Origin of the sequence: Burkholderia sp. BCC1996, assembly GCF_905339955.1 — a bacterium.
GTDB lineage: Bacteria > Pseudomonadota > Gammaproteobacteria > Burkholderiales > Burkholderiaceae > Burkholderia.
The window spans coordinates 333,767-360,076 of sequence record NZ_CAJPHM010000002.1; the positions used below are offsets into that span (position 1 = coordinate 333,767).

The window sequence follows — 26,310 nt, forward strand, 5'->3', positions numbered from 1 at the left end:
GGCTACCGTATCCCCACGGCAGCCGTCCCCCAGAAACGCGTTCATTCTAACGTCGCGCGGACGCTATTCATCTACCTTGAACGCCGATACCAGGCGCGTCAGATCCGCCGCCTGCTGCTTCAGGCTCTCCGCGGCCGCCGCGCTCTCCTCGACCAGCGCCGCGTTCTGCTGTGTCATCTGATCGAGCGACTGCACCGCATCGCCGATCTGGTCGATGCCCGCGCTCTGCTCCAGGCTCGCCTCGGCGATCTCGCTCATCATCGCGCTGACGCCCTGCACCTGCGACACGACATCGCGCATCACCTTGCCGGCCTCGCCGACGAGCCGCGACCCGGTGCTCACCGTCCCCGCACTGTGCTCGATCAGCGCCTTGATCTCCTTCGCCGCCTGCGCGCTGCGCTGCGCGAGGTTCCGCACTTCCGCCGCGACGACCGCGAACCCGCGCCCCTGCTCGCCGGCGCGGGCGGCCTCGACCGCCGCATTCAGCGCGAGGATGTTGGTCTGGAACGAGATGCCGTCGATCATCACGATGATCTCGGCGATCCGCCGCGACGCATCGCTGATCTGCTCCATCGTGGTCACAACTTCGCCGACGACCTGCCCGCCGCGCGTCGCCGTGTCGGCGGCGCCGGTGATCAGCTGCGCGGCCGTCGTCGCGGTTTCGGTGTTGTTGCGCACGACCGCCGTGATCTCCTCCATCGACGAAGCCGTCCGCTCGAGGTTGCCCGACTGCCCTTCGGTGCGTTCGCTGAGGTCGGCATTGCCCGACGCGATCTGCGCGGACCCAGTCGCAATCGACGCGGACGCCGCGCGGATCCGGTGGACGAGCGTCGACAACGACGATACGAAACGGTTGAACGCGTCCGACAGCTGGCCGATCTCGTCCTGGCTTTCGACCGTCATCCGGCGCGTCAGGTCGCCCTGTCCGCTCGCGATGTCCGACAGCAGAGTCGCCGCGCGGCAGATCGGCGCGGCGATCGCGCGCCCGACCAGCCAGATCACGACCAGCGCGACACCGAGGCCCGCGATCGCGGCGACGAACGCCGCGCTGCGAATCGCACGCGTAACCGGCCCGAGCAGTTCGGCTTGCGGCACTTCGACGACCACGTATGCATTCAGCTCCGGAACGAACGATGTCGCGATGAAGCGCGCGCCGCCGTCGCCGTCGTAGCTCAACGTCGCATACGGCTTGCCGGCCAGCAGCGTCGACGATGCATCGCCAGGCAGGCCCGGTTCGTCCTTCAGGAAGTGCTTGCCGTCGATCAGCGACGCATCGCGATGCATCATGATCGCGCCGTCCGGCCGCACGAGGTACGCAAACCCGGTGTCGCCGATCCGGTATGCGGCGATTCCCTTCGCGAGCGCGTCGACGGACAGGCTCATGCCGGTCGCGCCGATCGGCGTGCCGTCCAGCTCCACCCGGCTGTTGATGAACATCATGTAGCCGCCGGCCGTGACCTCGCGGTCCATGTTCACCTCGTAGGCCTTGCCCGACGCGAGGAAATCCGTCAGCCATCGATCCTGGTCGGTGACCTTCCGCTGCAGGCCGGCTTCGTTGTAGTAGTTGCCGCTCTTCACCGACACCCACTGCACGGACGCCGCCTTCTGCTCGTCCTTCACGTTCTTCGCGAGCTGAATCCAGCTGCGCGTGCCGGCATCGGGCTCGCCGTCGGCCTCCCATTGCAGCAGGAACGCATCGCGCGCAAGGAGGCGCGACGCGGCAATCGGCCCGGCCATCTGCCGCTGCACGTCGGCGCGGATGCCGCTCACGGCCGTCGGCAGCTCCTCGCGGACGACGCGATCGCGCACGGCGTTGCCGATCAGACGGACGCTCAACCCGCTCGAAATCGCGACGAACACGAGCAGGCAACTCGTCATGCTGAGAATCAGCTTGTTCTGAATGGACAGCTTGCGCCAGAAATGCATGGGGAACCCTCGATAACCGCTCGGTCTGAGCCAGCCTGGGTTATCGGCAGGCACGCGCGGAATCGCATCGCCGGGTTCACATGTTCGTCATCCGAGATCCGATATGTCGTCGACGGGCGGCCGTCGCGCGCCCGTCGAGGTTCGCGCGCTCAATACGCGACGAAGATCGTCACCCGCCTGTTGCGCGCCCGCGCGGCCGCATCGTCGCCCGCGACGAGCGGCTGCGTATCGGCCCGCCCGATCGCGGCGAGCCGGTGCGGCGCGACGCCGCGATCGGCCAGATAGCGCACGACGCTGCCCGCCCGCGCGGACGACAGCTCCCAGTTCGACTCGTATTTCGCGTTCGCGATCGGCACGCTGTCGGTATGCCCTTCGACGAGGATGTCGCCGCTCGCATGCGCGCTCAGCGCCTGCGCGATCTGGCTCAGCACCGGTGTCGCGTCCGGCAGCAAGCGCGCATCGCCGACGTTGAACAGGATCTTCGCGTCGATGCCGATCTCGATGCCGTGCGGCGCGCGCACGAGCGAGATGCGGCCGGCCGTCTTCAGCGCGTCGAGCGATGCGAGCCACGCGGGCATGCGCCCGGTCGCTGCGTCGGGCGCGCTTGCCGTCCCGCCGTCATGCCGCGCAAGCGTCTGATAACGCGCATCGAGCGCGTTGTATTTCGCGAGCTGCAGCACGTACAGCGCGAGAAACAGCACCATCAGCGTCGTGACGAGATCCGCGTAGGAAATCAGCCAGCGCCCGGACTGCGTGCCTTCGGCCTCATCGTCGTCGCGCCCGGCCGCGGCCGAACCCGCACGCGCGCCGTCAGTTCGAGCCGTCATGTCGAAGCTCCCGGTGCGTCATGCGAGCGACTCCGCCGCGCGGCCGCGCACGTCGCCGGTCAGTCGCGTCTCGATCGTGTGAGGCGACTCCTTGCGCGAGATCGCGAGCAATCCGTCGAGATACAGCTTGCGGAACCGCAGCTCGCTGTCGATCTGCGCGCGCAGCTTGCCGTAGAGCGGCAGGAACACGAGGTTCGCGAATGCGAGGCCGTAGAGCGTCGCGATGAATGCGACCGCGATGCCCGGCCCGAGCTGCGCCGGTTCGAGAATATGGCTCGTCACCTGCACCAGCCCGAGCACCGAGCCGAGAATGCCGAACGTCGGCGCATAGCCGCCGGCCTGGTGCCAGACGCGCGCGGCCGCGAGGCGGCTGCGCTCGTAGGCGTCCAGTTCGCGCTGCAGCGCGTCCTCGAGCACCGCGGTCGACACGCCGTTCGCGAGCAGTTCGAGCCCGCGCCGCGCGAACGGATGGATGCCGCTCACGTCCATCGATTCGAAGGCGAGCAGCCCGTCGAGCTTCGCGCGATCGCCCCACTCCAGCAGGTCGGTTAGGTGCTTGCGGTCGACTTCCTGCGCGCGCACGAACGCGAGCCGCAGCTGCTTCACCGCATCGAAGAAGCGCGCCCACGTATTCTGGATCATCACCGCGCCGAGCGTGCCGCCGAGCACGATCACGAGCGCTTCGAACTGGAACAACATTGAAAAATGTCCGCCTTCCAGCGCGAAGCCGAACACGATCGCCACGCCGCCGAGCAGCACGCCGGCCAGGGTCAACAGGTCCATGGATGTCTCCTTCGGGTGGGCGTCACGCGGCGGATGAAGCCGGCGGCACGGACGCCGCCGGCGCCTTGGCCGCGCGCACGGCATCGAGCACGCGCCGCTCGATCTCCTCGATCTCGATCGGGTCGAGCTTGAGCTCGCGGCGCATCACCCACGACACCTCGTTGCGCCGCGCTTCCGTCATCACGGAGAACAGCTTGTCGGCAACCGCGCGATCGTCGAGGCTCGCGATCAGCTTCGCGAGATCGTACGTATCGAATGCGCTGATCACGTCGAACAGCGTGCGCTGGTCGACCCCCACGAGATCCTCGAGCGCGCGCACGTCGCCGCCGGCGCGCGGGCTGCGCCGCGAGAAATACGCGACGCCTTTCTGCCCGACGTAACCGAGCACCTTCGACTTGCGGAACGCGAACACCTCGTCGGCGATCTCGCCGTGCGACAGCTTGTTGAGCAGCAGCTTCCGGTCGACGCCGATCAGCGCTTCGAGATCGGCGAGCTCGATCAGCTCCAGCTCGCTGTTGATCGACACGTCGAGATCGTGATCGGCAACCTGCTGCGCGCGATCGACCACGCGCGCCGCATCGAACGTGACGGTCTGGCGCGCATCCGACGACGCGGGGTAATCGGCCGCGCCGCCGGCATGGTCGCCCTGCGCGGCTTCGATCGTGACGAGATTGAGCTTCTCCATGCGGCGCAGCATCGCAAGCACGTGCGGGCGCGAATGGCCGGCAATCGCGCGGCACCGGCGGATCACCTCCGCGAGCGGCACCGACACCTCCGCATGTGCCTGCATCGGCCGCCGCGACCACGCGTCGTCGGAGCCGCGCGCGTCGGCGCCCGCCATCAGCGACAGCACGTGCGCATACGACAGCACGCCCGGCATGAAGTCGGCATGCGTATAGGTCGCGAGCTGGTCGTCCTTGCGCTTCACGCGCCGGATCATCGTGCGCACGATGTGGCGAAGCAGCGCCGACACGTGCTCGATTTCCTCGTCGATCGTCGCGGCCGGCACGACCGTGAGCTGGCAGAACGACAGTGCCTTCGCGGTATGCGCGCGCGGCTCGGCGGCGAGCAGCGCCGATTCGCCGAAGAACTCGCCGCGCCCGAGCGTCGCGACGACGACGCGCTTGTCGTCGCAGCGCGTCGACAGCTCGACCTTGCCGTCGGCGATCAGAAAGATGACGGGCTCGCCGGCGAAGCCCTCCGAGTAGATGATCTCGCCGGGCGCGGCCGTACGCGTCCACGATTGCTGACGATTCATGTTGGTTCCCCTGCAGCGCTGGTTGTTGCGGACTGCGCGTCGCATGTCACATGCATGCGATCGGCAGTCATCCCCGTGCCCGTTTAACGTCATCGGCGCCGGCATCCTTTAGCGAAATCCTGCGCGTTACCGACGAAAATCAACGTGAAACGTTTGCGGATTGCGGGCATCGTCAGCAGATTCTTCGATGCGTGCGCTTGTGTGCGGCACCGCCCCCGAGGGGATCACTGCATGGCCATCGCGAACGATGCGGCCGATCGTGAGCACGGCAGTGTTGACGATGGCGATGTCGATGTCGATGTCGATGTCGAAGTCGATGCCGATGTCTAAGCCGATGTCTAAGCCGATGTCGAAGTCGATGTCGAAGTCGACGCCGACGCCGACGCCGACGCCGACGCCGACGCCGAAGCCGAAGCCGAAGCCGAAGCCGATGTCGAAGCCGAAGCCGAAGCCGATGTCGAAGCCGACCGCGAAGCCGAAGCCGAAGCGGAATCGCAGCGCGTATACCCGAATGCGCCACCACGCCCGGTCGTCAGGAGATTCCCCGTTCCGCCGGCCGTCCCGATGCCCGCTTGCAAACGTTTCGGGATGCTGCGTTTTTGATCACCAGCCAGCCGCGCAGCAATTTCCATTCCGCGACATCCGCCCCTTTATTGCGCATATCATCCGATAATTACCTTTTATTTTCGTCTAAAATCGCGCTTCTTCTTACCTTAGGACGGAACCGAAGTTTTGATTAAACTGACGAAAACCATCTCACGCACGGCCATTGCCGCATGCGTTGCTTATGCCGGGCTGATGCCCTTGTCCCAAACCGCCAACGCCCAGGTCGAACCGCTGAAGAATCCGGTCTACGGTGTCACGCTCGATGACCTGACGAAACTGGATGCAATCATCGCGTCGCTGCAGAACCTGCCGTACCGACCGACGGTGCGCGTCGTGTTCGATCCGGGCACGTCGGCCGCCGACTACTACGCACCACTGCTGCGCCTGCACTCGGTCGCATACGTGATGGGCGAAGTCTACGATTCGTACTATTTCCCGACGGATATCACGACGTACAAGGCGCGCACGCAGGAACTGGTGTCGCAGCTGAAGAACACGGTCGACGTGTGGGAAATCGCCAACGAAATCAACGGCGAATGGTTGCGCAACGATCCGAGCGGCACGAACACCGTGGTCAATTCGGAAGAGCAGCAGATCGGCCAGATGGTCGCCGCGGCCAACACGATCGTCAAATCGAACGGCGGCAAGACCGCGATCACGCTGTACTACAACGACGACAGCAAGGGCAACAACTGCTGGGAGAAGCCGCAGGATTACTGGAAGACGTGGCCGACCGCGTTCCTGCCGGCGACGGTTCGCCAGCAGGCCGACTACGCGCTGTTCAGCTACTACCCGTACCAGGATTGCCCGGGGCTGAATCCGTCGTGGAAAAACGACTTCGCGGCGCTGGAAAGCATCTTCCCGAACGCGAAGGTCGGCTTCGGCGAAATCGGCACGTCCGATATCGCGGCGCCGGCGTCGGTGCAGCAGAACCTGATCAAGACCTACTACCCGATGGTCAACAGCATGACCGATCCGCGTTTCATCGGCGGATTCTTCTGGTGGAACTACGCCGAGCAGATGGTCCCGTATTCGACGAGCTCGTACTTCCAGCTGCTGCGTCAAACGATCATCACGCTCAAGTCGCCCAGCTGATCGGCCTCACCATCGAGTCGCCTGATCGTCAGCGCAGTTGCTCAGAACCACAATGTCGCGCGTACCACGAGACCACGTGCGCGTGCCGCTGACGTCAACCCGAACCGGTATTGCACCGTCACGTCGAGATAGCTCGCCGGCGCGGTATACCTGCCTTCGCGAAACCAGTACCTGAACTGGACCCCTGGCCCCGCACCGATTGCCGTCTTGTCAGGCTGACGGTTGTCGTGATCGCCCGCCACCGCGGCGTGCGGGTAGACGGTCAGCCGGTCGCTGATCATCGGCAAGCGCCACGTGTGCCCGTAACGCAACTCCGAATAGATGACGTAACGCCCGGCATTGATGAAGTACGCACCTTCTACATAGGCCTGCCAGCTGCGCCAGCTCGGTTCGGTGACCCGCAGGTCGGTGCCCGCCTCCGACGAGTAACCCAGGCGCATCAGCCAGTCCGTCATCGACAGGCTGCCGATATGGAACAACCGCTCGGCGGTCACCACCACGTTCTGATCGGGTATCGGCTTGTAGCGCACGCCCACCGACCCCTGCACGGTCGGCATGCCGGTCACGTTGCCCGTGCCGTCGTAGGCCGTGCCGTATCCGCGCACGAAGAACTGGAGAATGCGGCCGTTCCGATAGCCGATCTTCGGCGGCTGCCAATACGCCTCGATACCCGGCTGGAGCACGCTGATCGTGCCTTGCGGGCCGAATGCGGCCGACTGGTATGGCGCGCTCAGCACGAAACCCCAGGTGCGCTCGAGTTGCTCGACCTCGCGCCGATAGCCGAACTTGCGCTGCGCGTCGAACGCATGTTCGTTTTCGTCGGCGTCGAGACTCTGCTCGAACATCTGCACGGACTGCTCGTTCAAGCCGATCCGCTTGGCCGCATAGCCGGCGTCCGCGTAGTTCATCGCGTTGCCGGCGCCACCGGCGAAACCTTCCTGAAATGCGTCGAGCGCCTCGCGATCCTTGTGCTCGCGCAGGAGATCATAGGCGTGCTGCAAGGTCCGTTGCGCGGTATCGTCCACCGGCACCTCGGGCGGCTGGTCGGCTTGCCGCGCCTGTGCCGCGATCGACGCGGCCATGTTCCGCTCGGCATCGGTCGACGCGTTGCCGGCCGCCAGCTCGGCCACGCGCAGCGCGCTGTCGTGGTCGCCCGCCTGCAAGCTCATCTGCGCGATACGCAACTGAATCACGGCCGATTTTTCATCGGCCAGCGGCGCCAGCGCGACGCCGGCCTCGTGCGGACGCTTCGCCGCGAGCGCACTGTCCGACCACGCGAGGCGCAAGTTGCGCTGCTGCTCCTTGCTCCAGTTTCCAGTCGCGACGGCCGCCGCGAAATTGCTGCACGCGACGTCGTAGCGCATCTGCCGCTGCGCCAGATAGCCATGCTGCGCCAGTACCGCCGCGCTTTTCGGAAAACGAACGCTCAGCGATTCCAGCAGCGCGTCCGCTTCGTCGACTTTCCCTTCGCGCCGGTACACATCCACGAGCAACAGCCCGAGTTGTTCGCTTCCCGGCTGAATCTTGAGGGCGCGCAACGCATACGCTTCCGCGCGGGGCAGGTCGCGTGCGTTGATTGCCTTGTAGGCGCCATCGGCGAGCCGATAGGCTTTGGGGTTGAGCTGCTGGGCGGCGGATGCCGGCGCCTGCCAGGCGAGCGACATGGCAACGGCCAGCGCGCTCAACCGTGCGCAGCGCTTGAGGCCGGCCGCGATCCGACGTGTCGAGCGCTTCATGCCTGTTCTCCCGACGGCTTTTTCACCGGCACTGCCTGCTGCGTCGCGTCGTCGCCATCGCGCAGCCGCGCGATTTCGACGAAGCGCGAGTGCCGGCCGAGTTCGGCGGCGATCTCCGCATCGCAGGCAATGAAATAGGCGACGTTCGTTCGGGCGCCGCGCCGCACGACGTCCTGTTCGTCCTGCGTGAGCGGCCGCCCGACCGCGACGTTCAGCGTCCCGTCGGCGGCGGTCGAAAACGGGACGGCACGATACGCGTACTGCAGCTCGAATGCCAGCGAGTCCGCGAAGTGGCCCACCGCGACGTTGCCCAGGCTCACCCGCGGCAGATCCGCCTGCTCGGCGATCGCATCCGCCAGCGATTCGGTGGACAACGCACTGCCTTCGAGCAACAGTTCACCCAGCCGCTTGCCGCATGTCAGTTGCCGCTCGAGGCCGTCCTCCAGTTGCGCCAGGGAAACCACGCCCCAGCCGACCAGGATCTCGCCGATCTTGCGGCGCGCCTTCCCGAGTTCCTCGTTGGACAGGTATGTGTGACTGGTCTTGTCCCATGCGATCGGCCTGCCGCTCACCAGGTGGCCGACATAGATGCGCCACGCGCGACTCACCGCGCAGAAATTGATCAGGTTGTTGACGAACATCCTCGGGATCGAGAGCAGCCCCTGGAGCAGGCCGTTCAGCTTGCTGACGAAGTAGAAGCGCTGTCCGGCACGGGCGAACAGCATGAGGGTGTTGACCCACAGCAGCGGCGTGACCCAGGCACCGGCCGTCACGAGTTGAGCGCTGGCGGGAATGACGTGACCGGCTTTCTGAAGCGCGGAAAGCAACACGAAGTTGAGCAGCACGCCATAGGCAATCACCGAAAACAGCGACGTCACGATGCCCTTGCGATCGTGGAAGAACATGTAGCGGGTGAGGAAGTCGCCCTTCCAGCCGAGTTGCTCCCAGCCTTGGAACGCAATGCCGAGAATCCAGCGCGCGCGCTGCCGGTAGGCGGTGCGGAATGTCTTGGGAAAGTACTCGCGCGTGGCCAGCAGGTTTCGACCGGCGGCACCGTCCTTTGCGCGCTTGCCGCCGGCATCGCGCACGATGTCCGAAAGCGGCGTGCGGGCAAAGGTTTCCTTCATGCCGAGGTCTCTCAGCCGGAAGCTGAAATCATAGTCCTCGGTCAGCGAACGCGTGTTGAACGGGCCGCCGTCGCGCGCCTTCATCGCGGCTTCGATCGCACGCCGGCTGTAGCACGACGCAACACCCGCGCCCGGGACGATACCGGTCAAGCGTGCCCGCACCGGCACGTCCTTCTGGTGCGTTTCGCTGAAATCGTCGAGATAGCAGCCGGCGACGAACTCGTTCCATTTCCGGGGCAACGACAGCACCGGAAGCTGGACCAGATCGCTCTCCGCCACCGCATGGTTGAGGTACTTGAGTTCGACCGGATGAATGACATCTTCGCAGTCGTGCATGACGACGCCCGCGAACTGAATATGATGGACTGCTTCGTAACGCAGGATCGCTTCGAGAATCCAGTTGAGGCAGTCCGCCTTGCAGGTCGGCCCGTCGTTCATGACCGTGGCACGCGTCACCCTGCCCGGATACCGGCGGACCATCCGTTCGACTTCCGCCGTGGTTTCAGCGTCGTTGTGATAGGTGCCGACGAAGATGACATACCGCTCGTACTCGATGGTCGCCAGCGTGTTTTCGATCATCTTGGCGATCACGTCGTACTCTTTCCATGCCGGCACCATGAGTGCCAGATGGCGCTCTTCCTGCGCGCGCAGCATGCCGATGTCGACGGTCTGCGATTTCTCGCGACGCAGGATGCGCCCGATTTCGAATGACCAGTAACAGCCATCCAGCGTCAGGTCATCCAGCGTGCTGACCAGGATGACGAGGGCGGTCACAATGGCGACAAGGTTGAGTGCATATAAATACGCACTCCATATCATATTATCCATTACCTTTCCGCGATTTTCGTCCGTCTGTATTTCTTCCTTCGTACGAACGGAAGACGAAACCGCCCCGTCCCCGTCGACCCCGTCACGTCCACTCCTGCGGCTAACGCCGCATCCGTTCTCGTCGTTATCAAAAGACTCGCGGCTGCCTGGAGCGCTATTGATACGACCACGCAACATCACCAAAAATGCAACGTGTTCAGTGGATGACTTTTGACAGCCGGTTTCTCCGCTTGCTTGCGTTCGTCCCTGCGTGCGCCGGCGCTTGCAGCGGCCCCCGATCCAGCGCTACGCAGTGCGCCCCATACACCGTCTCTTTTCAATACACAGCGCTTCAAGCAAGTCGTGCGCCATCGTCCACCACTCTTGCGCCTTCCGGGTACCGGGCGTGTGCCGCGCACGATCGGCGAATCGAAACCAAGCCAAATGTTTCAGTGCTGAAACATGCGGACCGGCGTTCCGAATATGAGACGTTTGGCAGGTTCTCTACCCGCGCCCCCGATCATCGCGACCGGAGCGCGTCACGCGATTCCGTCGATTCTGGACGGACGGATCGACGATGAAACCGAAAATCCGGTGCTCCGGTCGCCGTTGGATGGATGCGCCGCCGGCTCGGTTGCCGCGTTGCCGTGGGCGGAACGAAGCACGCAACCGGTTTCGCCTGAATCGCTCAAACAGACGTTACGCGTTCGTCGGACCCAATTTCCGAAACCAGTCGCGTTGCATGCGTGAAACGTTTATCGAGACAATTTCGGACCGTCTCGACGCGCCGATTTTGGCGTCCCGGCCCGGTGTCCATTTGCGGCGGATGGTACAGAACTAGCTTGAAAGCCAACTGTCCGGTTTCGTTTCATTAACCGGGGTATTAAACGCAAAAAATAACGACATAACACCCGATTCTAAATCGGCAATGGGGCGTGCTCGTTTCGTTAACGAGAATCCAATTTGCATATCAAAGGATGAAAATCATGCCCTCGCATCGCAATCGATTTTTTCGAATCGGGTTGAGCACCGTTGGGCTACTCCTTGCATTGAGTCCCGCGCTCGTCATCACCAGCGCGGTTCAGCATGCGAGTGCGCAGCAGACGAACCAGTCGTCCGGCGGCAAGATCAAGCCGCCGCCATTGCCAAACGGCTCTGCCCAAGTCAACGTGAAACCCGGCATGTCCGATGAGGATTGGGACAAGGCATACAAGGAGACGGGGCGTCCCAAGTTCAGCAGAAATTCCGTCAAGAAGCACGGCGGCAACGTCGAACGCGACTAGGGAGATACGGCCATGAAAAAGATCTTGATCGTCATAGCCCTGCTTGCCGGACTCGCGCAAATGACATTGCCGGGCACGGCGCACGCGCAGACCACAACCGCACATACGCTCGTGTTATACGACAACCCGGCCAACGACCCGTTTTCGAAGCTCGGCCTGATGTACAGCATCATGTTGAGGAACCTGCTCGGCCACTTCAATACGACCGTCGACCTGGTACCGATACAGAACTACACGTCCGGCATGATCGGGAGCCACGACGCCACGTTCTATATCGGCGACTATTACAACAACCCGATTCCGACGGCGTTCATGAGCGACGTGATGACCGCCACGAAAACCGTGGTCTGGTTCAAGTACAACCTGTGGCAGCTCGCGTGGAACACGGCCTATACGTTCAACCAGACCTTCGGGTTCAGCTTCCTGGGCCTTGCCGGGATGAACGCGACGCCATCGTCCAGCAATCCGAATCCCGGCTTCTACGACACCGTCACGTACAAGAACCTGGCGATGGTCAAGTACTACGCGTTCGACGCGTCGACCGGCGCCATCAACGCAGACCCGGATGTCGGTCTGACCCAGGTTCTCGATGCCACCAAGGCGCAAGTGCTCGTCACCATCAAGAACAGCAAGAGCGGCGCAACGACGCCCTACGTCATGCGCTCCGGCAAGTTCTGGTACTTCGCGGACATGCCGTTCTCCTACATCGGCCCGACGGATCGCTACCTGGTGATATGCGACATCCTGCACGACATCCTGCAGACCAATGCGCCGGTGAATCATCGTGCGCTGGTCCGCCTCGAGGATCTGGACGCATTCACGACGACGAGCTCGATGAGGCAGCTGTCGGACTATCTGTACTCGAAGAAGATCAAGTTCACGATGGCGACCATTCCGTTGTATACCGACCCGAACGGGTATTACAACGGCGGCGTGCCGGAGACGATTCACCTCGCGCAGGCAACGGGCCTCAAGAGCGGGTTGAACTACGCGCTCCTGCGCGGCGGCTCGATCGTGATGCACGGCTATACGCACCAGTATGACTCGACGCCGAATCTTCAGAATGCGGTGAGCGGCAGCGACTTCGAGTTCTGGTACGCAGTCCAGAATCGTCCTGTCGACGAGGACTCGGTGCAATGGGCGAAAGGCAGAATGGCCGACGGCCTGCTCGAGTTCACGCTCAACGGCTACAAGATCGTCGGCTGGGCTGCGCCGCAGTACCAGATGTCGCCGATGGCATCAACGGCCACGGCGCAGACGTTCCCGACCACGTTCCAGCGGGCCGTCTACTACACGTCGACCAATCCGCAGATCGGGACGGGCGCGCCCAACCAGGACTTTTCGGCCGGGCAATTCTTCCCGTACATCATCAACTCCGATTACTACGGGCAACGAATCATTCCGGAGAACCTGGGCAGCCTTCAATACAACATCTGCAGTAAAGACCCGTTCTCGTGCATCACGTACACGTGGCAGCAAATCGTCACCAACGCGCAATACGGTCTGGCGGTGCGGGACGGCTTCGCGTCGTTCTTCTTCCATCCGTACTGGCTCGAGCCCGATCTCGGACTGCCCGCCTTCCAGGACTTCCAGAGTATCGTGACGGGCATCACGAATCTCGGCTACACATGGGCGGACGGCACGACGGCCAAGTGACGCGAGCCGGTGGAAGCCTCGTGCGACCCGCAGCAGCAAGGCGGGTCGCACGTTTGCATGTGATCGGCTACGATGTCGCGCAGGAATGCTTCCGGGGAGGCCGCGATGATCACGTACGCCATCCCGGCCTTGCGCGGGATTCGACTGCGTCTGGGCCGGTTCCGGCACGCAGGCCGGCGACGCCGGCACACGCACGCGCCGGGTTCGTCCCGCGCGGCGATGCTCGCGGCCGTCGGTGCATCGCTCGCCGTGGCCGCGTGCAGCTGGACGGCGCATGACGTGCATGCCGACGGAATCGTCTGGCAGGTGGACAACGCGACGACGAATCCCGTCGGGAACTGGCAACAGCTCGGCGTGCACGATCTGTTGATCCAGTGGAGCGTGGTCGACGATACCGCGTACGTGCCCGACGCCGGCATCCGTCCCGCGGCACACCTTCCCGACTGGGGGCGCATCGGCCGCGAACCCTGGGCCAGAAACGTCATCCTGGGCCTCGCCGGTTACCAGGATGAAAAGCGAGCACGCACCCATCTGTCGACACTCGCGGACCAGTCCCTGGCGGTAGCGCGCACGCACGTTCCGCTGAATGTCACCGGCTACTACTTCCCGGTCGAAATCGACCCGACCTGGCAGGACGCGCCGAAGCTGGCCGATATCCTGAAGCGACTGCCGCGCCCGCTGTGGGTGAGCGTCTACGACCAGACCAATATCGGCGGGAAGGCGCTGGCGGACTGGCTCGTGTCGTGGCTGCCGTCGGACGTCGGGGTGTTCTTCCAGGACGGCTGCGGCGTCTATGCGCGCGAACCCTACGTCGCGCGCACCTATGTCGACGAGCTGACCTCGCGCCTCGGAAAGCAACGTGTGCGGGTAATCGCGGAGGCCTTCCGGCCCGCCGAGCACGGGGGATTCCGGTCGGCCAGCGCCGACGAATTGAGCAGGCAGCTGACAACCTACCGTGGCTATCAAGTCTATCTGTTCGATGGCCCGCACTATGTGTCGGACAACCTCACACGCGAACTCCTCACGCGTCCGGCCAAGCCACCCGCGGCCGAGCCGGCCAAAACGAGTCCCTGATCCTGCTGCGCCGTGCTGCAATGCGGGGAGCGAGCCTCAGAGTGCCCGGCAACAGGTAAGCAACGCCCCGCCGAAACGGCGGGGCGCGATGCCCGACAGATGCTGCGCGGGCAATGCACGAGCAGGACACGCGCGGCCGCATCGACGATTCGTTTCGATGCACATGCCGGCATCCGATTGAACGCGCGAAGGTGCGTTGCAGGTCAGAACTCCATGTCGAGTTCGTCGATGTCTTCGTGCTCCGCCTTCGCGGCATCGATCCACTCCGCCACGAACGGATGCGCGAGCATGCGCATGCAGTACTCGGCGATATCGGGTTCGAGTTTCACGTCGTACGTCAGGAATCGCGTGACGACCGGCGCGTACATCGCATCGGCGATGCCGATCTGCTCGCCGAACAGCCAGGGGCCGCCATACGCGGCCAGACACGCGCGCCAGATCGTCACGATGCGCTCGATGTCGTGCTGCGCACGCGACCAGATCCGGAAGCCGGGAAAATGCGCACGCAGGTTCATCGGCAGCGCGGAGCGCAGCGCACTGAAACCGGAATGCATCTCGCCGCAGATCGACCGGCAATGCGCGCGCGCATGCCGGTCGTCGGGCAGCAGCCGCGCCTGCGGCCGGATTTCGTTCAGGTATTCGGCGATCGCGAGCGTATCCCATACCGTGCTGCCGTCGTGCGTCAGGCACGGCACGAGAATCGACGGCGACAGCAGCAGCAGTTCCGCGCGCGATGCCGCATCGATCGGCACGCTGATCGTCTCGAACGCGAGCCCGCTCAGCTTCGCGAGCAGCCAGCCGCGCATCGACCACGACGAGTAATTGCGGCTGCTGATGGTCAACGTCGTCTGTCCGGTAACGTCCATGTCGTTCCCCTGCTGATTGCCGTTCGTACCCCTGCACCGAAAGCACGCACCGCGCCGTGCGAAGCGCACCACGCCTGTGCGAAGCATTCGCCGAAGTGGCGCAGCGCGCTGCCCGGGGCAGCGACACATCGAGTACGCCGAGCCTCGTTGGCAACGGCGGCGCATCGCATTCGGTCGTCGGGCCCCACGCGCCGCATGCATCGCCGCATGAGGCGCCGCGCGCGTCGCCACGCGTATCGCCGCATTCGCAAACCCCGTGCAACGCGCGTGCCAGCCGCACGCTGGCATACGGCTTGCCTCGCTCGACGTAACGCGACGCAACGAACGACGGCCATGAACCTGCTTGCCTATCCTTTCTACCAATGGTCTGCCGAATGCCTGCGTCCGGCGCGCGCATGGGCGGCCGCCACGCGCGCGACGATGTCGCTGTGGCCGCCCGCCACGTCGACCCCGACGGGCCGCATGGTCGACGCGCTGTGCGAACTGCTCGAATGCTGCGCGTTCTCGCACCGGCGTCCGGCGTTCGGCATCGCGTCGACCGTCGTCGACGGCGAAGTGGTGCCGATCGTCGAGGAAGCCGCGGCGGCCACGCCGTTCGGCACGCTGCTGCATTTCCGCAAGGCGCGGCCGGTGGCGCGCCAGCCGCGCGTGCTGATCGTCGCGCCGATGTCCGGGCATTTCGCGACGCTGCTGCGCGGCACGGTCAGCACGATGCTGGCCGATCACGACGTGTACATCACCGACTGGCACAACCCGCGCGACATCCCGCTCGCGGCCGGGCGCTTCGGCTTCGACGAATACGTCGGGCACGTGATCGATTTCATTCGCCAGATCGGCCCGGATGCGCACGTGCTCGCGATCTGCCAGCCGACCGTCGCCGCGCTTTCGGCGGTCGCGCTGATGGCCGCCGCCGGCGATCCCGCCCAACCCGCGAGCCTGACGTTGATGGCGGGGCCGATCGACTGCCGCGTGAATCCGACGAAGGTCAACGCGCTCGCCACGAGCCGGCCGATCGAATGGTTCGCGCGCAACCTGATCAGCGTGGTGCCGACCGGCTTCGTCGGGGCGCAGCGCTGCGTGTATCCGGGCTTCGTGCAGGTCGGCGCGTTCATGTCGATGAATCCCGACCGCCATGCGGCGTCGTTTGCCGACCTGTACTACGAGCGCGCGAAAGGCGACCCCGCGAAGGCCGACACGCTGCGCCACTTCTACGACGAATACTTCGCGACGGCCGACCTCACCGCGGAGTTCTACCTGGAGACGGTCGAGAAGGTATTCCAGCAATACGCGCTCGCGCGCGGCGAGCTAACGGTCGGCGACCGGCTGGTGGAACCGGCCGCGATCCACCGCACCGCGCTGTTGACGATCGAGGGCGAGAAGGACGACATCTGCGCCGTGGGCCAGACGGTGGCCGCACAGGAGCTGTGTTCGGGATTGCCGCCGTACCTGAAAACGCATCACGTGCAGACGGGCGCGGGCCATTATGGTGTGTTCAACGGCGGCCGCTGGGAAACGCAGATCTATCCGATCGTGCGCGCGACGATCCACGACAACGAGCCGTACGATCGCACCGCCGCTACGGACGGCAGCGCGAGCGGCGCGCACTACGTGACGCTGCGGGCGTTGCTCGACGCGCGCGCGGCCGGTCGCGACGCGACGGCGGCCGCGGCGCCATCCGATCACGTGCACTGAGCCCGCGCGGGATGGCAACGCTCGGTGCGGCACACCGGCGTTGCGCTCGAACCGCCCCGCCCTCACGGCGGGGCGCGGTGCCGGGCAGTGCGCGAGCGGCAACGCTCGCGCGTTCCGCCGGTGTTACGAACAGGCCTTGCCGTGCGACGCGTGGTAGCCCTTCGCCTTCGCATCGGCTTCCGACATGTAGCTGCCGTGCTTCGTCTTGCCGTAGTACTTGTCGGTCGAGCAATGGTAGACCTTCGTGCTGTCGTTGGCCCACACCTTGCCCGCGCCGCCGCCGGGCGCCGCCGCGGCGGTCGTCGCGGGCGCGCTCTTCGCCGGGGCGGCGCCGGATGCGGCGGAAGCGACAGCCGCGCTCGCGGGGGCCGCGGCCGGTGCGCTCGCCGCGGCTGCCGACGCTGCGCCATACCACGTCTTCACGCCCTTGTGGCCGGCGCACGCGCCCTTCTTCGACGCGCCCGAGTAGAACGAGCCGTCCTTGCACAGCCCGGTCGTACCGGCCGGCGCGCTGGCCGGAACCTGTGCGAACGCACCGATCGACACACCCATGCCCGCGACGAGCGCGGCGATCAACATCGTCTTTTTCATAATCCTCTCCTGATTTGCCTGAACGGGAAAAGCGTCCCGACGCTTTGCCGGGAATACCGCGTCGCGGGTCAACGGACCCAGCGGCACACGCGGTGATGGTGGTGATCGAAATGGCACACGCGGTGCGAATGGGCTTCGGCCAGCGCCGGCACGAGGGTGGCACAGGCGACGGCCGTCACGGTCAGGATCTTCGCGATGCGGGTCATGGACATTCTCCTGGGTAGGCCAGCCGGTGGTCCGGCTGTTACGTCCTTAACGCCGGTCGCCGACGCGCCGTGCACCGCACCTGCATCGAATTGACGATCTTTGACGCCGTGTAACGAAACATCACGCGAAGCTGACAAATTGCTGCCTGTCTTTTCGATTTCCTTACGCGGCAAATGCTTCGGATGTCGAATGACCCGGTCAGAACCCGAAGCCCGGACAGGATCCATAAAAAAACCGCCCGAAGGCGGTCTGTCGTGGGCACGCGGATGCCTCGCATCCGATGCGACCGAGGGCTACGCGCCCGCGTCGCCCCACGGCGTCGGCGCCGGCACCGCGCATGGCCCTTCGACGTCGATCGACTTGAAATCAGCCGGCCCGACGATCTCCAGGTACTCCATGTCGGGCGAGTAGTCGAACAGGTAGTGCACGATTCCCGGCGCCTGGTGCACGCAGTCGCCGGCGCTCACCAGCGTCTCGCGCTCGCCGTACATGAAGCGCGCCCAGCCCTTCAGCATCATCACGATGTGGAACTCGGCCTCGTGACGGTGCCAGCCGGTGCCCGCCGCCGGTGCATGATTCGCCCTGACGAGTTGCGCGACGACCTTGCCGTTCGTCGCGGCCGCGATGCCGAGATCGCGATACAGGAAGAAGTCGCGCAGGCCTTCGCCTTGATATGCGGTGTCCTGCGGCTTCACGTGGGAAAACGCGGTAGGGGTCGGCGTGCTCATCGCGGCGCTCCTTGATCGAAAGAGTCGTCCGAAACAAGCATTTAGCGTTCCAGGCTGCGGCGGCCCCCGCTTACTTGAGCCGCCCCGACAGGAACTGCCCGAGCCGCTCGCTCTTCGGGTTCACGAGAATCTCCCGCGGATCGCCCTCTTCCTCGATCTTCCCCTGATGCAGGAAGATCACGTGGTTCGACACGTTGCGCGCGAAACCCATCTCGTGCGTGACGACGACCATCGTGCGGCCTTCCTCGGCGAGCTTCTGCATCACCTTCAGCACTTCGCCGACGAGTTCCGGATCGAGCGCCGACGTCGGCTCGTCGAACAGCATCACTTCGGGCTCCATCGCGAGCGCACGCGCGATCGCGACACGCTGCTGCTGGCCGCCCGACAGGTGCGACGGATACATGCCTTCGACGCGCGGCGCGAGCCCGACCTTCTCCAGATACTTGCGTGCCCGCGCAACGGCCTCTTCCTTGCCGATCCCCAGCACGGCCATCGGTGCCTCGATCACGTTCTCGAGCACCGTCATGTGCGACCACAGATTGAAGTGCTGGAACACCATCGACAGCTTCGTGCGCATCCGCTGCAGCTGCTTCTGGTCGGCCACGCGCAGCGAGCCGTTACGGTCGCGCGCGGTCTGGATCGGCTCGCTGCCGATCGTGATCTGCCCCGAGCACGGCTGCTCGAGGAAGTTGATGCAGCGCAGGAACGTGCTCTTGCCGGAGCCGCTCGAGCCGATGATGCTGATCACGTCGCCGGCCTTCGCCTTCATCGATACGCCCTTCAACACCTCGTTGTCGCCGAACTTCTTGTGCAGGTTGTCAACGGTGAGCTTGTACATGCTTGGTCCTTCCTTGCGAATGCATTAGTGGCTGCGCGGCGAGAGGTACGCGAGCCAGCGCGTCTCGAGCTTGCGGAACGCCCAGATGAGCGTGAACACGACGATGGCGTACAGCACGGCGGCGATGCCGTATGCCTGGAACGACATGTACGTCGCGGAGTTGACATCGCGCGTGACCTTCAGGATGTCGGGCACGGTCGCGGTGAACGCGAGGGTCGTCGCGTGCAGCATCAGGATCACTTCGTTGCTGTAGCTCGGCAGCGAGCGGCGCAGCGCGGACGGCAGGATGATGCGCGTATAGAGCTTGAAGCGCGACATCCCGTAGGCCATCCCGGCCTCGATCTCGCCGGCCGACGTGGCCTTGATCGCACCCGCGAAGATCTCGGTCGCATACGCGCATTCGTTCAGCACGAACGCGAGCAGCGTGCAGTTCATCGCGTTGCGGAAGAACGTGTCGAGCAGCACGTGGTTGTGCACGACCTGCAGGCTGTAGATGCCGGTGTAGCACATCAGCAGCTGTACGTAGAGCGGCGTGCCGCGGAACACGTACGTATAGAGCCACACGGGGCCCGAGATCCAGCGGTTCGACGACGCGCGCGCGATCGCGAGCGGCACGGCCAGCGCGAAGCCGAACGCGATCGACACGACCAGCAGCCACAGCGTGATCGCGAGGCCGCTGAAGCGGTAACCGTCGGTATAGAGATAGCTTTGCCAGTACTGGCTGACGAGTTCGATCACAGTGCAAGCCTCCGGACGCCGACGGAATAACGCTTCTCCAGGTGGTGCAGCACGACGTTCGACACCGTCGTGATCGCGAGGTAGATCGCGCCGGCCGCGAGCGTGAAGAAGAAGAAATCGAGCGTGCTCTTGCCGGCGTCCTGCGACGCCTTCACGACATCGGCGAGGCCGATGATCGACACGAGCGCGGTGGCCTTCACGAGCACCTGCCAGTTGTTGCCGATGCCCGGCAGCGCGAAGCGCATCATCTGCGGGAACAGGATGCGGTGGAACACGCGCCAGCCGCTCATCCCGTATGCGAAACCCGCTTCGAGCTGGCCGCGCGGCACCGCAAGGAATGCGCCGCGGAACGTCTCGGTGAAGTACGCGCCGTAGATGAAGCCGAGCGTCACGACACCGGCCACGAACGGGTCGATGTCGATCTGGTCCCAGCCGAGCAGGTCGGTCGCATCGTTCAGCAGGATCTGGATCCCGTAGAACAGCAGCAGCATCAGCACGAGATCGGGTACCGCGCGGATCAGCGTCGTATAGAACGTGCCGACCGACTTGAGCATGCGGTTGGTCGAGAGTTTCGCTGCCGCGCCCGCGAGGCCCAGTATCAGCGACGCGGCAAGCGACAGCACCGCGAGCTTCACGGTCTCGACCGTGCCGGCCCACAACAGCGGGCCAAATCCTTGGAAGATCATATAAGGGATCCAGAACGATGTGGCTGGATTGTCAATAGCCATTAACCGCGCATCAAACGAGTTCTGCGCACTACCTGATGCCGTCTGCTCATCAAGCCAGCGGCATCACGCGAAGCGGGCGGCGCGCGCCACGGCCGGTGCGCGCCGCGAAGGCGTCAGCCGCCGTACACGTCGAATGCGAAGTACTTCTTCTCGAGTTTCTTGTAGGTGCCGTCCTTGATCATGTCGGCGATCGCATGGTCGATCTTCGCCTTCAGGTCGGCGTCGTCCTTGCGCAGGCCGATGCCGGCGCCGTTGCCGAGCGTCTTCGGATCGTCGATGTCCTTGCCGGCGAATTCGAAGCTCGCGCCGCGCGGTGTCTTCAGGAAGCCGATATCGGCCTGCACCGCGTCCTGCAGCGCGGCGTCGAGGCGGCCGGACATCAGGTCCTGGTACACGCCGTCCTGGTTCTGGTAAGGCACGACCTGCACGCCCTTCGGCGCCCAGTAGGCCTTCGCGTAGGTTTCCTGGATCGTGCCCTGCTCGACGCCGACCGACTTGCCCTTCAGCGATTCGGCCGTCGGCTGCAGGTTCGCGCCCTTCTTCGCGACGAGGCGCGTCGGCGTGTTGAACAGCTTGTCGGAGAACGCGATCTGCTCGGCACGCGCCGGCGTCATCGACATCGACGACAGCACGCCGTCGAACTTCTTCGCCTTCAGCGCCGGAATCATCCCGTCGAAGTCGTTCTCGATCCACACGCACTTCGCCTTCAGGCGCGCGCAGATCTCGTTGCCGAGATCGACGTCGAAGCCGACGACCTTGCCGCTTGCATCCTTCGATTCGAACGGCGGATAGCTGGCGTCGACGCCGAACCGGATCGTCGACCAATCCTTGGCGTGGGCACCGACCGCGAGGCAGGCAAGGGCAATACTGAGCGCGAGTTTCTTCATGGCGTTCCTGTCATAGGCGAACTGGGCACGGGTCCCGTCGGGCGTCGCCGCCGCGAACCCTTCCAACCGGGAGGTCATCCGTCAGACGACTCTCCAAGTTGTACATACAACTTTGCCTTTTTCAGGTCACTGCCAGCAATCCGTGTTTATCTCTAATTGTCGGCGGATTGTTTACCTGAGCGAATTTTCCTTATATTTCAATTCGCTACACCTTACATGAAGCTGAACCCCTGGTTTCGGTGCGGATTCGGCACATCGTCGCCGCGCATGCATTTGTCTATACTTTTCGTTTGCCGCGCTCGCCGGCGCGGCGGCCGCGGCCCGTACGGGCCCCGCGGGTCCTTGGCCGGCGCGCCGGACGCGGGCCGGAATAACCCGAATCCCGGGCCCACAGTCGGGCCCGCGCGGCGTCGAACCCGGTACACTCCGCCCGGACACCGCACGAAGGCCCGCGCGCGACGGCACGCGGCCGCCGTCTCTCGAACAGCAATGCAATGACCACACCGATCTATCAGGAAATCAAGGACTTCATCCTCGCGCGCATTCATGCGGGCGAGTGGGCGGAAGGCGACCAGGTGCCGTCGGAAAACGAGCTCGCGCGCGAATTCAACGTCGCGCGGATGACGGTCAACCGCGCGCTGCGCGAACTGACGGCCGAGCAGGTGCTCACGCGCACGCGCGGCTCGGGCACGTATGTCGCGTCGCCGAAATACGAATCGACGCTGGTGGCGATCCGCAGCATCTCGGACGAAGTCGCCGCGCGCGGCCATGGGTATCGCGCGCAGGTGCTGGAGGTCGGCGCGGCCATCGCCGACGCGAAGCTCGCCGACGAGCTGCGGCTCGACGCCGGCAGCCCGATCTTCCATTCACGCGTGCTGCACTTCGAGAACGACACGCCGGTGCAGCTCGAGGAACGCTGGGTCAATCCGTCCTGCGCGCCCGAATACGCACTGCAGGACTTCACGACGACGACGCCGAACCAGTACCTCACGCGCGTCGCGCCGCTGCAGCGGGTCGAATACCGGATCGAGGCCGCAATGCCCGATGCGCAAACGCGCCGCCACCTGACGATGGACGAGCGCGAACCCTGCCTGCTGCTGCATCGGCGCACGTGGTCGCAGGGGATGGTCGCGTCGGTAGCCAACCTGTGGCACCCGGGCAGCCGCTACCGGTTCACCGGGCATTTCTGAAGCGGCGCCGGCGCGTTCACCGCATGCCGGGCCGCGCCCAGCGCTCGATCGCGCCGACCGCCCGCCGCACCCCGTCCTCCCGTGCGATCCGCGCACCGAGTCCGGCGGCGCGCGCCTGCGTGTCGGCATGCGCCGCGAACACGATCGCGCTCGCGAGCGCGGCGGCATCCATGCGCCGGCCCGCCACCGGCGCATCGGCCACACCGAGCCGTTGCAGCCGGTTCGCCCAGAAGAACTGATCGCCCGCGAACGGCACGACGACCGACGGAATGCCCGCCCGCGCGGCCGAATGCGTGGTACCCGATCCGCCGTGGTGGATCGCCATCGATACATGCGGAAACAACCGGTCGTGCGGCGTCTCGCCGATCACGCACACGTGCGCCGGCAGCATCGACGCATCGATGCCGCTCCAGCCCGGGTGGAACAGCGCGCGCCGACCGTCGAGCGCCTGCAGCAGCGCGCCGACCATCGCGGCGCGATCGAACCCGGCCATGCTGCCGAAGCCGATGTACACGGGCGGCTCGCCCGCGCCGAGAAAGGTCGCCAGCGCGGGCGGCGGCGTCCACGCCGGCGCGTCGGCGTGCCACTGACCGCAGGCCTGCACGTGCGACGGCCAGTCGGCCGGATCGGACAGCAGCACGGGCGACACGCCGTACAGCATCGGATGATCGGTCCAGACGTGCCGGCGCGGCGGCAGGCCGCACACGCTGGCGCGCGCTGCATTGGTCGCCTTTTTGAACGCGAGCCACAGCAGCGCGTTCACGAGCCGGTGGCTCGCGCGATTCAGCCAGCGCGGCACCTTGCCGGGCGGCAGGAACGGCGACGCGAATGCCGCGGTCGGCGTGATCGGAATCATCCCCGTGCCGATCGCCGGCACGCCGCGATACTCGGCGACCGACAGCCCGACGAACGACGCCAGCCCCGACACCAGGATCGCATCGCAACCGGCCGACGCGGCCGCGACTTCGCGCATCCATGCCGCCGTGTTCGCATTCGCGATCGCCGCGAGCGCCTTCGACGTGTCGTTGAAGCCGCCGCGCCCGCGCACCGCGTCCGACAACGCGCCATCCGGCGCGATCGCCGCGCGGATATCGCCGGACAACGGCGCGCACGGCACCCCGAGCGCGGCGGCCGAACCGAGCGTCGCGGCGTCGGCCAGCAACCGGACCTCGTGGCCCGCATCCAGCAGCGCACGGCCGAGCGCCGCGAGCGGACGCGTGTCGCCTTCGGTGCCGTAAGTGACGATGACGAGCTTCATGCGTGGACTCCCCCTGCACGATGCAGGCGAGTGGATTCATAAAAATGCACGTCGTATACTAATGCAATTCGTGCACTTTCATTCGATACCGAACCATGCCGACGACGACCGACGATCCGGGCCGCCGCGCACGCAAGCGCATCCAGATGCTCGCGCATCTCGCCGACACCGGCGCCCGCCTGTTCGATGTGCATGGCTACGATGCCGTGACGATGGAGCAGATCGCCGCGCAAGCCGATGTCGCGAAACGAACGCTGTACAACCACTTTCCGACGAAGGAAGCCGTGCTCGCGCACTGGCTCGAAGGCGAACTCGCGCGCGACCTCGCGCACCTGCAGCGCGACGTCGCACGGCGGAAGACCTTCGCGTCGCGGATCGCCTGCGTGCTCGACGCGTCGGCCGCGTGGTGCGAGCAGCACCCGGTGTACCTGCTCGCGTACCTGCGGCATCGGTTCCTGAGCATCGGCGTGACGGAAGCGGAAAGCGGGAAGGACGGCGGCAGCGACATCGCGCTCGTGTGGCAGCAGCTGATCGCGGCCGGACAGCAGGCGGGCGAACTGAGCCCGGCGCTGGCGGCCGACCAGCTCGCCACGTGGTTCCATCATCTGTATCTCGCGGCGATGCTGCGCTGGCTGACCGTGCCGGGCTTGTCGCTGAAGCGGGAATTCCGGTCGGTCGCGAAGCTGTTCGTCGAAGGCGCGCAAGCGAAAGGCTGAGCGGCCGCCCAAGCGACGCTCGGGCAGGAAGGTGCGTGCGCATCGAACGTGCACGGCGCTCACGCAATTCACGCGCACGCCGGGCGCGCTGCGCGCTGGCCTGCGATCTGGAACACCATCCGGAATCGCTGCTGCCCGGCAACGCGGGCGACACGCAACCGGCCGACGCGTCGCGCTCCGCGAGCGAAGACCGCTGCACGCGTCGCGCGATGCGCCGGGATTTTTACAACGCATGCACGCACGGGATGCCAAATCTTCCGCGCAGCAGTATGCTGATGTCGTACGGCCCCGCACGATGCCTCGGGCAATCCCTTAGTCCGCACGTCGTCGCGCCGCCGTCGCGACCGCAATCATGCGTTTGCAAGGAGGGCTTCGTGATGGCTACCATGCATCAGCACTTCCACCTCGAACTACGGCACGCCACGGCGCCGACGTATTTCATCAGCTACCTGTTTCCCGCCTTGCTGTTCGTCTACGAACTGCTGCGCGTCGGCCAATGGATCCGCGATCACGGGATGCAATTCGCCGCGTTCAAGCAGATGGGTTACGAGTACCTGCTGATGCTGCTGTTCGTCGGGCTGCAGATCGTCGTCGAGGCGATCTTCCTGCTCGGCGCCGCGATGCGCCGCGACAATCGCGACTTCGAACACCGGTTGCCGAACGTGGTCCTCGGCATCGGCTGCTCGATCGCGATTCTCGCGCTCGATCTCGCGATCCAGCTGTCGTTCTGAGCGCCGGCGGGCTCGGCCCGCCGGTCGCATCGCGCGCCTGCGCCCGGCCGTTCAGGCGAGCGCACCGCGCAGGAACGTCGCCACGGCCGCGAGCACGTCGCCGCTCCGCTCGCGATGCGGCATGTGTCCGCATCCGTCGAGCAGCAGGAACGACGACGGCCCCGCGACGCGCGCGGCGATCCGCTTCGGATGCACGTCCGACCCGTATTCGTCCTGCTCGCCGTGAATCGCGAGCGTCGCGCAGCGCACGCGCGGCAGCGCGTCGTCGAGACTCCAGTCGCGAAACGCTGGCGACAGCCACGTGCCGACCCACGCACGCAGCACCCATTCGGCCTTGTCGCCGTGATAGCGCACGAGCCGCTCGAGCTGGCCGGGCGCGTCGAACTGCTGCCCCGCCTCGCGAATGCCGTCGAGCGTGCGATCCTCGACGAACGCCTGCGCGGCGACCGTCACCAGCGCGCGGCAACGCGCGGGATACGCGGCAGCGCAGCCGACCGCCATGCCGCCGCCGACGCTGTGCCCGAACGCCACGAACGCATCGATGCCGAACCGCTCGAGCAGCGCGCGGAAGCCCTGATCGGCCTCGTCGCGCACGAACGTCGTGCCGAGCTGTCCCGGATGGCGGTCGGACCGACCGAAGCCCAGCCGGTCGTATGCAATCACGTCGCGTTGCGTGGCGCGCGCGAGTTGCGCGGGGAAGTCGCGCCAAAGTTCGACACAGCCGAGCGAATCGTGCAGCAGCACGATCGGCGCGGCCTGCATAGGCGCGGCCGGCATAGGTGCGGCCTGCACAGGCGCGGCCGGCCCGGTCGCGGCCGTCGCCTGCGCAGGCACACCGCGCCAGCGCTTCGCGAAGAGACGCCCTTGCGGCGTCTCGACCCAGGTCTCCTCGGTCTCGATTTCAGTCATGTGCATGTCATCGTCTGCATGAAGGCTGCATGAAGGCGGCCGCACGCGGGCGG

The 26,310-nt window shown here is 65.4% G+C and carries 24 protein-coding genes; 8 read left to right on the forward strand and 16 right to left on the reverse strand.

All coding sequences use genetic code 11. The features are described 5' to 3' along the window. Nucleotides 1–63: 63 nt before the first annotated feature. The 4 genes from U4Z64_RS03575 to U4Z64_RS03590 all read right to left on the reverse strand — a co-directional run bounded on the left by U4Z64_RS03575 (nt 64) and on the right by U4Z64_RS03590 (nt 4,794). Nucleotides 64–1,926, reverse strand: a complete 1,863-nt coding sequence (locus U4Z64_RS03575) for a methyl-accepting chemotaxis protein (RefSeq protein WP_321819253.1) — start codon at nt 1,924–1,926, stop codon at nt 64–66. Between the two features lie 149 nt (nt 1,927–2,075). Beyond that, complete coding sequence (locus U4Z64_RS03580; RefSeq protein WP_321812203.1) at nt 2,076–2,753, reverse strand: flagellar motor protein MotB; 678 nt, start codon at nt 2,751–2,753, stop codon at nt 2,076–2,078. A gap of 18 nt (nt 2,754–2,771) precedes the next feature. Beyond that, a complete protein-coding gene (locus tag U4Z64_RS03585) occupies nt 2,772–3,536 on the reverse strand; it encodes a flagellar motor protein (protein WP_044847579.1) in 765 nt (254 codons plus the stop codon). 22 nt (nt 3,537–3,558) lie between these two features. After that, entirely contained in the window at nt 3,559–4,794 is a 1,236-nt protein-coding gene (locus tag U4Z64_RS03590; protein ID WP_044847580.1) for a Crp/Fnr family transcriptional regulator, read from the reverse strand. 798 nt (nt 4,795–5,592) lie between these two features. On the opposite strand from U4Z64_RS03590, the gene U4Z64_RS03595 reads away from it, so the two are divergent. Then, nucleotides 5,593–6,495 carry a hypothetical protein gene (locus U4Z64_RS03595; RefSeq protein ID WP_321803116.1) on the forward strand — a complete coding sequence of 301 codons (903 nt, stop codon included), beginning with the start codon at nt 5,593–5,595 and terminating at the stop codon, nt 6,493–6,495. 41 nt (nt 6,496–6,536) lie between these two features. Here U4Z64_RS03595 and U4Z64_RS03600 read toward each other — a convergent pair whose 3' ends face one another. Together U4Z64_RS03600 and U4Z64_RS03605 are read right to left on the reverse strand one after the other, a co-directional pair. Further along, nucleotides 6,537–8,231, reverse strand: coding sequence for an NfrA family protein (locus U4Z64_RS03600; RefSeq protein ID WP_321819254.1), 1,695 nt, complete (start codon nt 8,229–8,231; stop codon nt 6,537–6,539). Beyond that, entirely contained in the window at nt 8,228–10,186 is a 1,959-nt protein-coding gene (locus U4Z64_RS03605; protein WP_321819255.1) for a glycosyl transferase family protein, read from the reverse strand. The genes U4Z64_RS03600 and U4Z64_RS03605 overlap by 4 nt, the downstream gene beginning before the upstream one ends. Nucleotides 10,187–11,142: 956 nt before the next feature. Between U4Z64_RS03605 and U4Z64_RS03610 the strand changes: the two genes are divergently transcribed. From U4Z64_RS03610 to U4Z64_RS03620, 3 genes are all read left to right on the forward strand, one after another. Next, nucleotides 11,143–11,448: a hypothetical protein gene (locus U4Z64_RS03610; RefSeq protein ID WP_235879201.1), complete on the forward strand. Its 306-nt coding sequence runs from the start codon at nt 11,143–11,145 to the stop codon at nt 11,446–11,448. 12 nt (nt 11,449–11,460) lie between these two features. Next, nucleotides 11,461–13,104, forward strand: coding sequence for a DUF2334 domain-containing protein (locus U4Z64_RS03615; RefSeq protein ID WP_044849235.1), 1,644 nt, complete (start codon nt 11,461–11,463; stop codon nt 13,102–13,104). 105 nt (nt 13,105–13,209) lie between these two features. Continuing rightward, nucleotides 13,210–14,178, forward strand: coding sequence for a hypothetical protein (locus tag U4Z64_RS03620; protein WP_321819256.1), 969 nt, complete (start codon nt 13,210–13,212; stop codon nt 14,176–14,178). Between the two features lie 203 nt (nt 14,179–14,381). On the opposite strand, the gene U4Z64_RS03625 is transcribed toward U4Z64_RS03620, so the two are convergent. Further along, nucleotides 14,382–15,044 (reverse strand): glutathione S-transferase family protein, encoded by a 663-nt coding sequence (locus tag U4Z64_RS03625; protein WP_044848071.1) that lies wholly within the window; start codon nt 15,042–15,044, stop codon nt 14,382–14,384. Nucleotides 15,045–15,377: 333 nt separating this feature from the next. Here U4Z64_RS03625 and U4Z64_RS03630 point away from each other — a divergent pair, with 333 nt between their 5' ends. After that, nucleotides 15,378–16,736, forward strand: coding sequence for a polyhydroxyalkanoate depolymerase (locus U4Z64_RS03630; protein WP_321819257.1), 1,359 nt, complete (start codon nt 15,378–15,380; stop codon nt 16,734–16,736). A 123-nt stretch (nt 16,737–16,859) separates the two neighbouring features. On the opposite strand, the gene U4Z64_RS03635 is transcribed toward U4Z64_RS03630, so the two are convergent. From U4Z64_RS03635 to U4Z64_RS03665, 7 genes are all read right to left on the reverse strand, one after another. Next, a complete protein-coding gene (locus tag U4Z64_RS03635) occupies nt 16,860–17,327 on the reverse strand; it encodes a DUF3761 domain-containing protein (RefSeq protein WP_044848073.1) in 468 nt (155 codons plus the stop codon). Between the two features lie 68 nt (nt 17,328–17,395). Continuing rightward, nucleotides 17,396–17,533, reverse strand: a complete 138-nt coding sequence (locus tag U4Z64_RS03640) for an HHHH-motif protein (RefSeq protein ID WP_185500349.1) — start codon at nt 17,531–17,533, stop codon at nt 17,396–17,398. A gap of 294 nt (nt 17,534–17,827) precedes the next feature. Then, nucleotides 17,828–18,262, reverse strand: a complete 435-nt coding sequence (locus U4Z64_RS03645; protein ID WP_321819258.1) for a cupin domain-containing protein — start codon at nt 18,260–18,262, stop codon at nt 17,828–17,830. Between the two features lie 70 nt (nt 18,263–18,332). Then, entirely contained in the window at nt 18,333–19,100 is a 768-nt protein-coding gene (locus U4Z64_RS03650) for an ABC transporter ATP-binding protein (protein ID WP_124488796.1), read from the reverse strand. Between the two features lie 24 nt (nt 19,101–19,124). Next, nucleotides 19,125–19,838: an ABC transporter permease gene (locus U4Z64_RS03655; protein ID WP_044848076.1), complete on the reverse strand. Its 714-nt coding sequence runs from the start codon at nt 19,836–19,838 to the stop codon at nt 19,125–19,127. Beyond that, entirely contained in the window at nt 19,835–20,524 is a 690-nt protein-coding gene (locus U4Z64_RS03660; protein ID WP_321819259.1) for an ABC transporter permease, read from the reverse strand. The genes U4Z64_RS03655 and U4Z64_RS03660 overlap by 4 nt, the downstream gene beginning before the upstream one ends. 155 nt (nt 20,525–20,679) lie before the next feature. After that, a complete protein-coding gene (locus U4Z64_RS03665) occupies nt 20,680–21,453 on the reverse strand; it encodes an ABC transporter substrate-binding protein (protein WP_044848078.1) in 774 nt (257 codons plus the stop codon). Between the two features lie 494 nt (nt 21,454–21,947). Here U4Z64_RS03665 and hutC point away from each other — a divergent pair, with 494 nt between their 5' ends. Next, nucleotides 21,948–22,643 carry a histidine utilization repressor gene (gene hutC, locus U4Z64_RS03670; RefSeq protein WP_257770787.1) on the forward strand — a complete coding sequence of 232 codons (696 nt, stop codon included), beginning with the start codon at nt 21,948–21,950 and terminating at the stop codon, nt 22,641–22,643. 16 nt (nt 22,644–22,659) lie between these two features. Here hutC and U4Z64_RS03675 read toward each other — a convergent pair whose 3' ends face one another. Next, nucleotides 22,660–23,901: a glycosyltransferase gene (locus U4Z64_RS03675; protein ID WP_321819260.1), complete on the reverse strand. Its 1,242-nt coding sequence runs from the start codon at nt 23,899–23,901 to the stop codon at nt 22,660–22,662. A gap of 95 nt (nt 23,902–23,996) precedes the next feature. Between U4Z64_RS03675 and U4Z64_RS03680 the strand changes: the two genes are divergently transcribed. Further along, nucleotides 23,997–24,617 carry a TetR/AcrR family transcriptional regulator gene (locus tag U4Z64_RS03680; RefSeq protein WP_321819261.1) on the forward strand — a complete coding sequence of 207 codons (621 nt, stop codon included), beginning with the start codon at nt 23,997–23,999 and terminating at the stop codon, nt 24,615–24,617. Between the two features lie 377 nt (nt 24,618–24,994). Then, entirely contained in the window at nt 24,995–25,348 is a 354-nt protein-coding gene (locus U4Z64_RS03685; protein ID WP_044848115.1) for a hypothetical protein, read from the forward strand. A gap of 51 nt (nt 25,349–25,399) precedes the next feature. Here the strand turns inward: U4Z64_RS03685 and U4Z64_RS03690 are convergent, their stop codons facing one another. Beyond that, nucleotides 25,400–26,257, reverse strand: a complete 858-nt coding sequence (locus U4Z64_RS03690; RefSeq protein ID WP_321819262.1) for an alpha/beta hydrolase — start codon at nt 26,255–26,257, stop codon at nt 25,400–25,402. Between the last annotated feature and the right edge of the window lie 53 nt (nt 26,258–26,310).

Coding starts and splice junctions, on each gene's coding strand:
- U4Z64_RS03575 (WP_321819253.1), bottom strand. CDS start 1,926: ATGCATTTCTGGCGCAAGCTGTCCATTCAGAACAAGCTGATTCTCAGC.
- U4Z64_RS03580 (WP_321812203.1), bottom strand. CDS start 2,753: ATGACGGCTCGAACTGACGGCGCGCGTGCGGGTTCGGCCGCGGCCGGG.
- U4Z64_RS03585 (WP_044847579.1), bottom strand. CDS start 3,536: ATGGACCTGTTGACCCTGGCCGGCGTGCTGCTCGGCGGCGTGGCGATC.
- U4Z64_RS03590 (WP_044847580.1), bottom strand. CDS start 4,794: ATGAATCGTCAGCAATCGTGGACGCGTACGGCCGCGCCCGGCGAGATC.
- U4Z64_RS03595 (WP_321803116.1), top strand. CDS start 5,593: ATGCCCTTGTCCCAAACCGCCAACGCCCAGGTCGAACCGCTGAAGAAT.
- U4Z64_RS03600 (WP_321819254.1), bottom strand. CDS start 8,231: ATGAAGCGCTCGACACGTCGGATCGCGGCCGGCCTCAAGCGCTGCGCA.
- U4Z64_RS03605 (WP_321819255.1), bottom strand. CDS start 10,186: ATGGATAATATGATATGGAGTGCGTATTTATATGCACTCAACCTTGTC.
- U4Z64_RS03610 (WP_235879201.1), top strand. CDS start 11,143: ATGAAAATCATGCCCTCGCATCGCAATCGATTTTTTCGAATCGGGTTG.
- U4Z64_RS03615 (WP_044849235.1), top strand. CDS start 11,461: ATGAAAAAGATCTTGATCGTCATAGCCCTGCTTGCCGGACTCGCGCAA.
- U4Z64_RS03620 (WP_321819256.1), top strand. CDS start 13,210: ATGATCACGTACGCCATCCCGGCCTTGCGCGGGATTCGACTGCGTCTG.
- U4Z64_RS03625 (WP_044848071.1), bottom strand. CDS start 15,044: ATGGACGTTACCGGACAGACGACGTTGACCATCAGCAGCCGCAATTAC.
- U4Z64_RS03630 (WP_321819257.1), top strand. CDS start 15,378: ATGAACCTGCTTGCCTATCCTTTCTACCAATGGTCTGCCGAATGCCTG.
- U4Z64_RS03635 (WP_044848073.1), bottom strand. CDS start 17,327: ATGAAAAAGACGATGTTGATCGCCGCGCTCGTCGCGGGCATGGGTGTG.
- U4Z64_RS03640 (WP_185500349.1), bottom strand. CDS start 17,533: ATGACCCGCATCGCGAAGATCCTGACCGTGACGGCCGTCGCCTGTGCC.
- U4Z64_RS03645 (WP_321819258.1), bottom strand. CDS start 18,262: ATGAGCACGCCGACCCCTACCGCGTTTTCCCACGTGAAGCCGCAGGAC.
- U4Z64_RS03650 (WP_124488796.1), bottom strand. CDS start 19,100: ATGTACAAGCTCACCGTTGACAACCTGCACAAGAAGTTCGGCGACAAC.
- U4Z64_RS03660 (WP_321819259.1), bottom strand. CDS start 20,524: ATGATCTTCCAAGGATTTGGCCCGCTGTTGTGGGCCGGCACGGTCGAG.
- U4Z64_RS03665 (WP_044848078.1), bottom strand. CDS start 21,453: ATGAAGAAACTCGCGCTCAGTATTGCCCTTGCCTGCCTCGCGGTCGGT.
- hutC (WP_257770787.1), top strand. CDS start 21,948: ATGACCACACCGATCTATCAGGAAATCAAGGACTTCATCCTCGCGCGC.
- U4Z64_RS03675 (WP_321819260.1), bottom strand. CDS start 23,901: ATGAAGCTCGTCATCGTCACTTACGGCACCGAAGGCGACACGCGTCCG.
- U4Z64_RS03680 (WP_321819261.1), top strand. CDS start 23,997: ATGCCGACGACGACCGACGATCCGGGCCGCCGCGCACGCAAGCGCATC.
- U4Z64_RS03685 (WP_044848115.1), top strand. CDS start 24,995: ATGGCTACCATGCATCAGCACTTCCACCTCGAACTACGGCACGCCACG.
- U4Z64_RS03690 (WP_321819262.1), bottom strand. CDS start 26,257: ATGACTGAAATCGAGACCGAGGAGACCTGGGTCGAGACGCCGCAAGGG.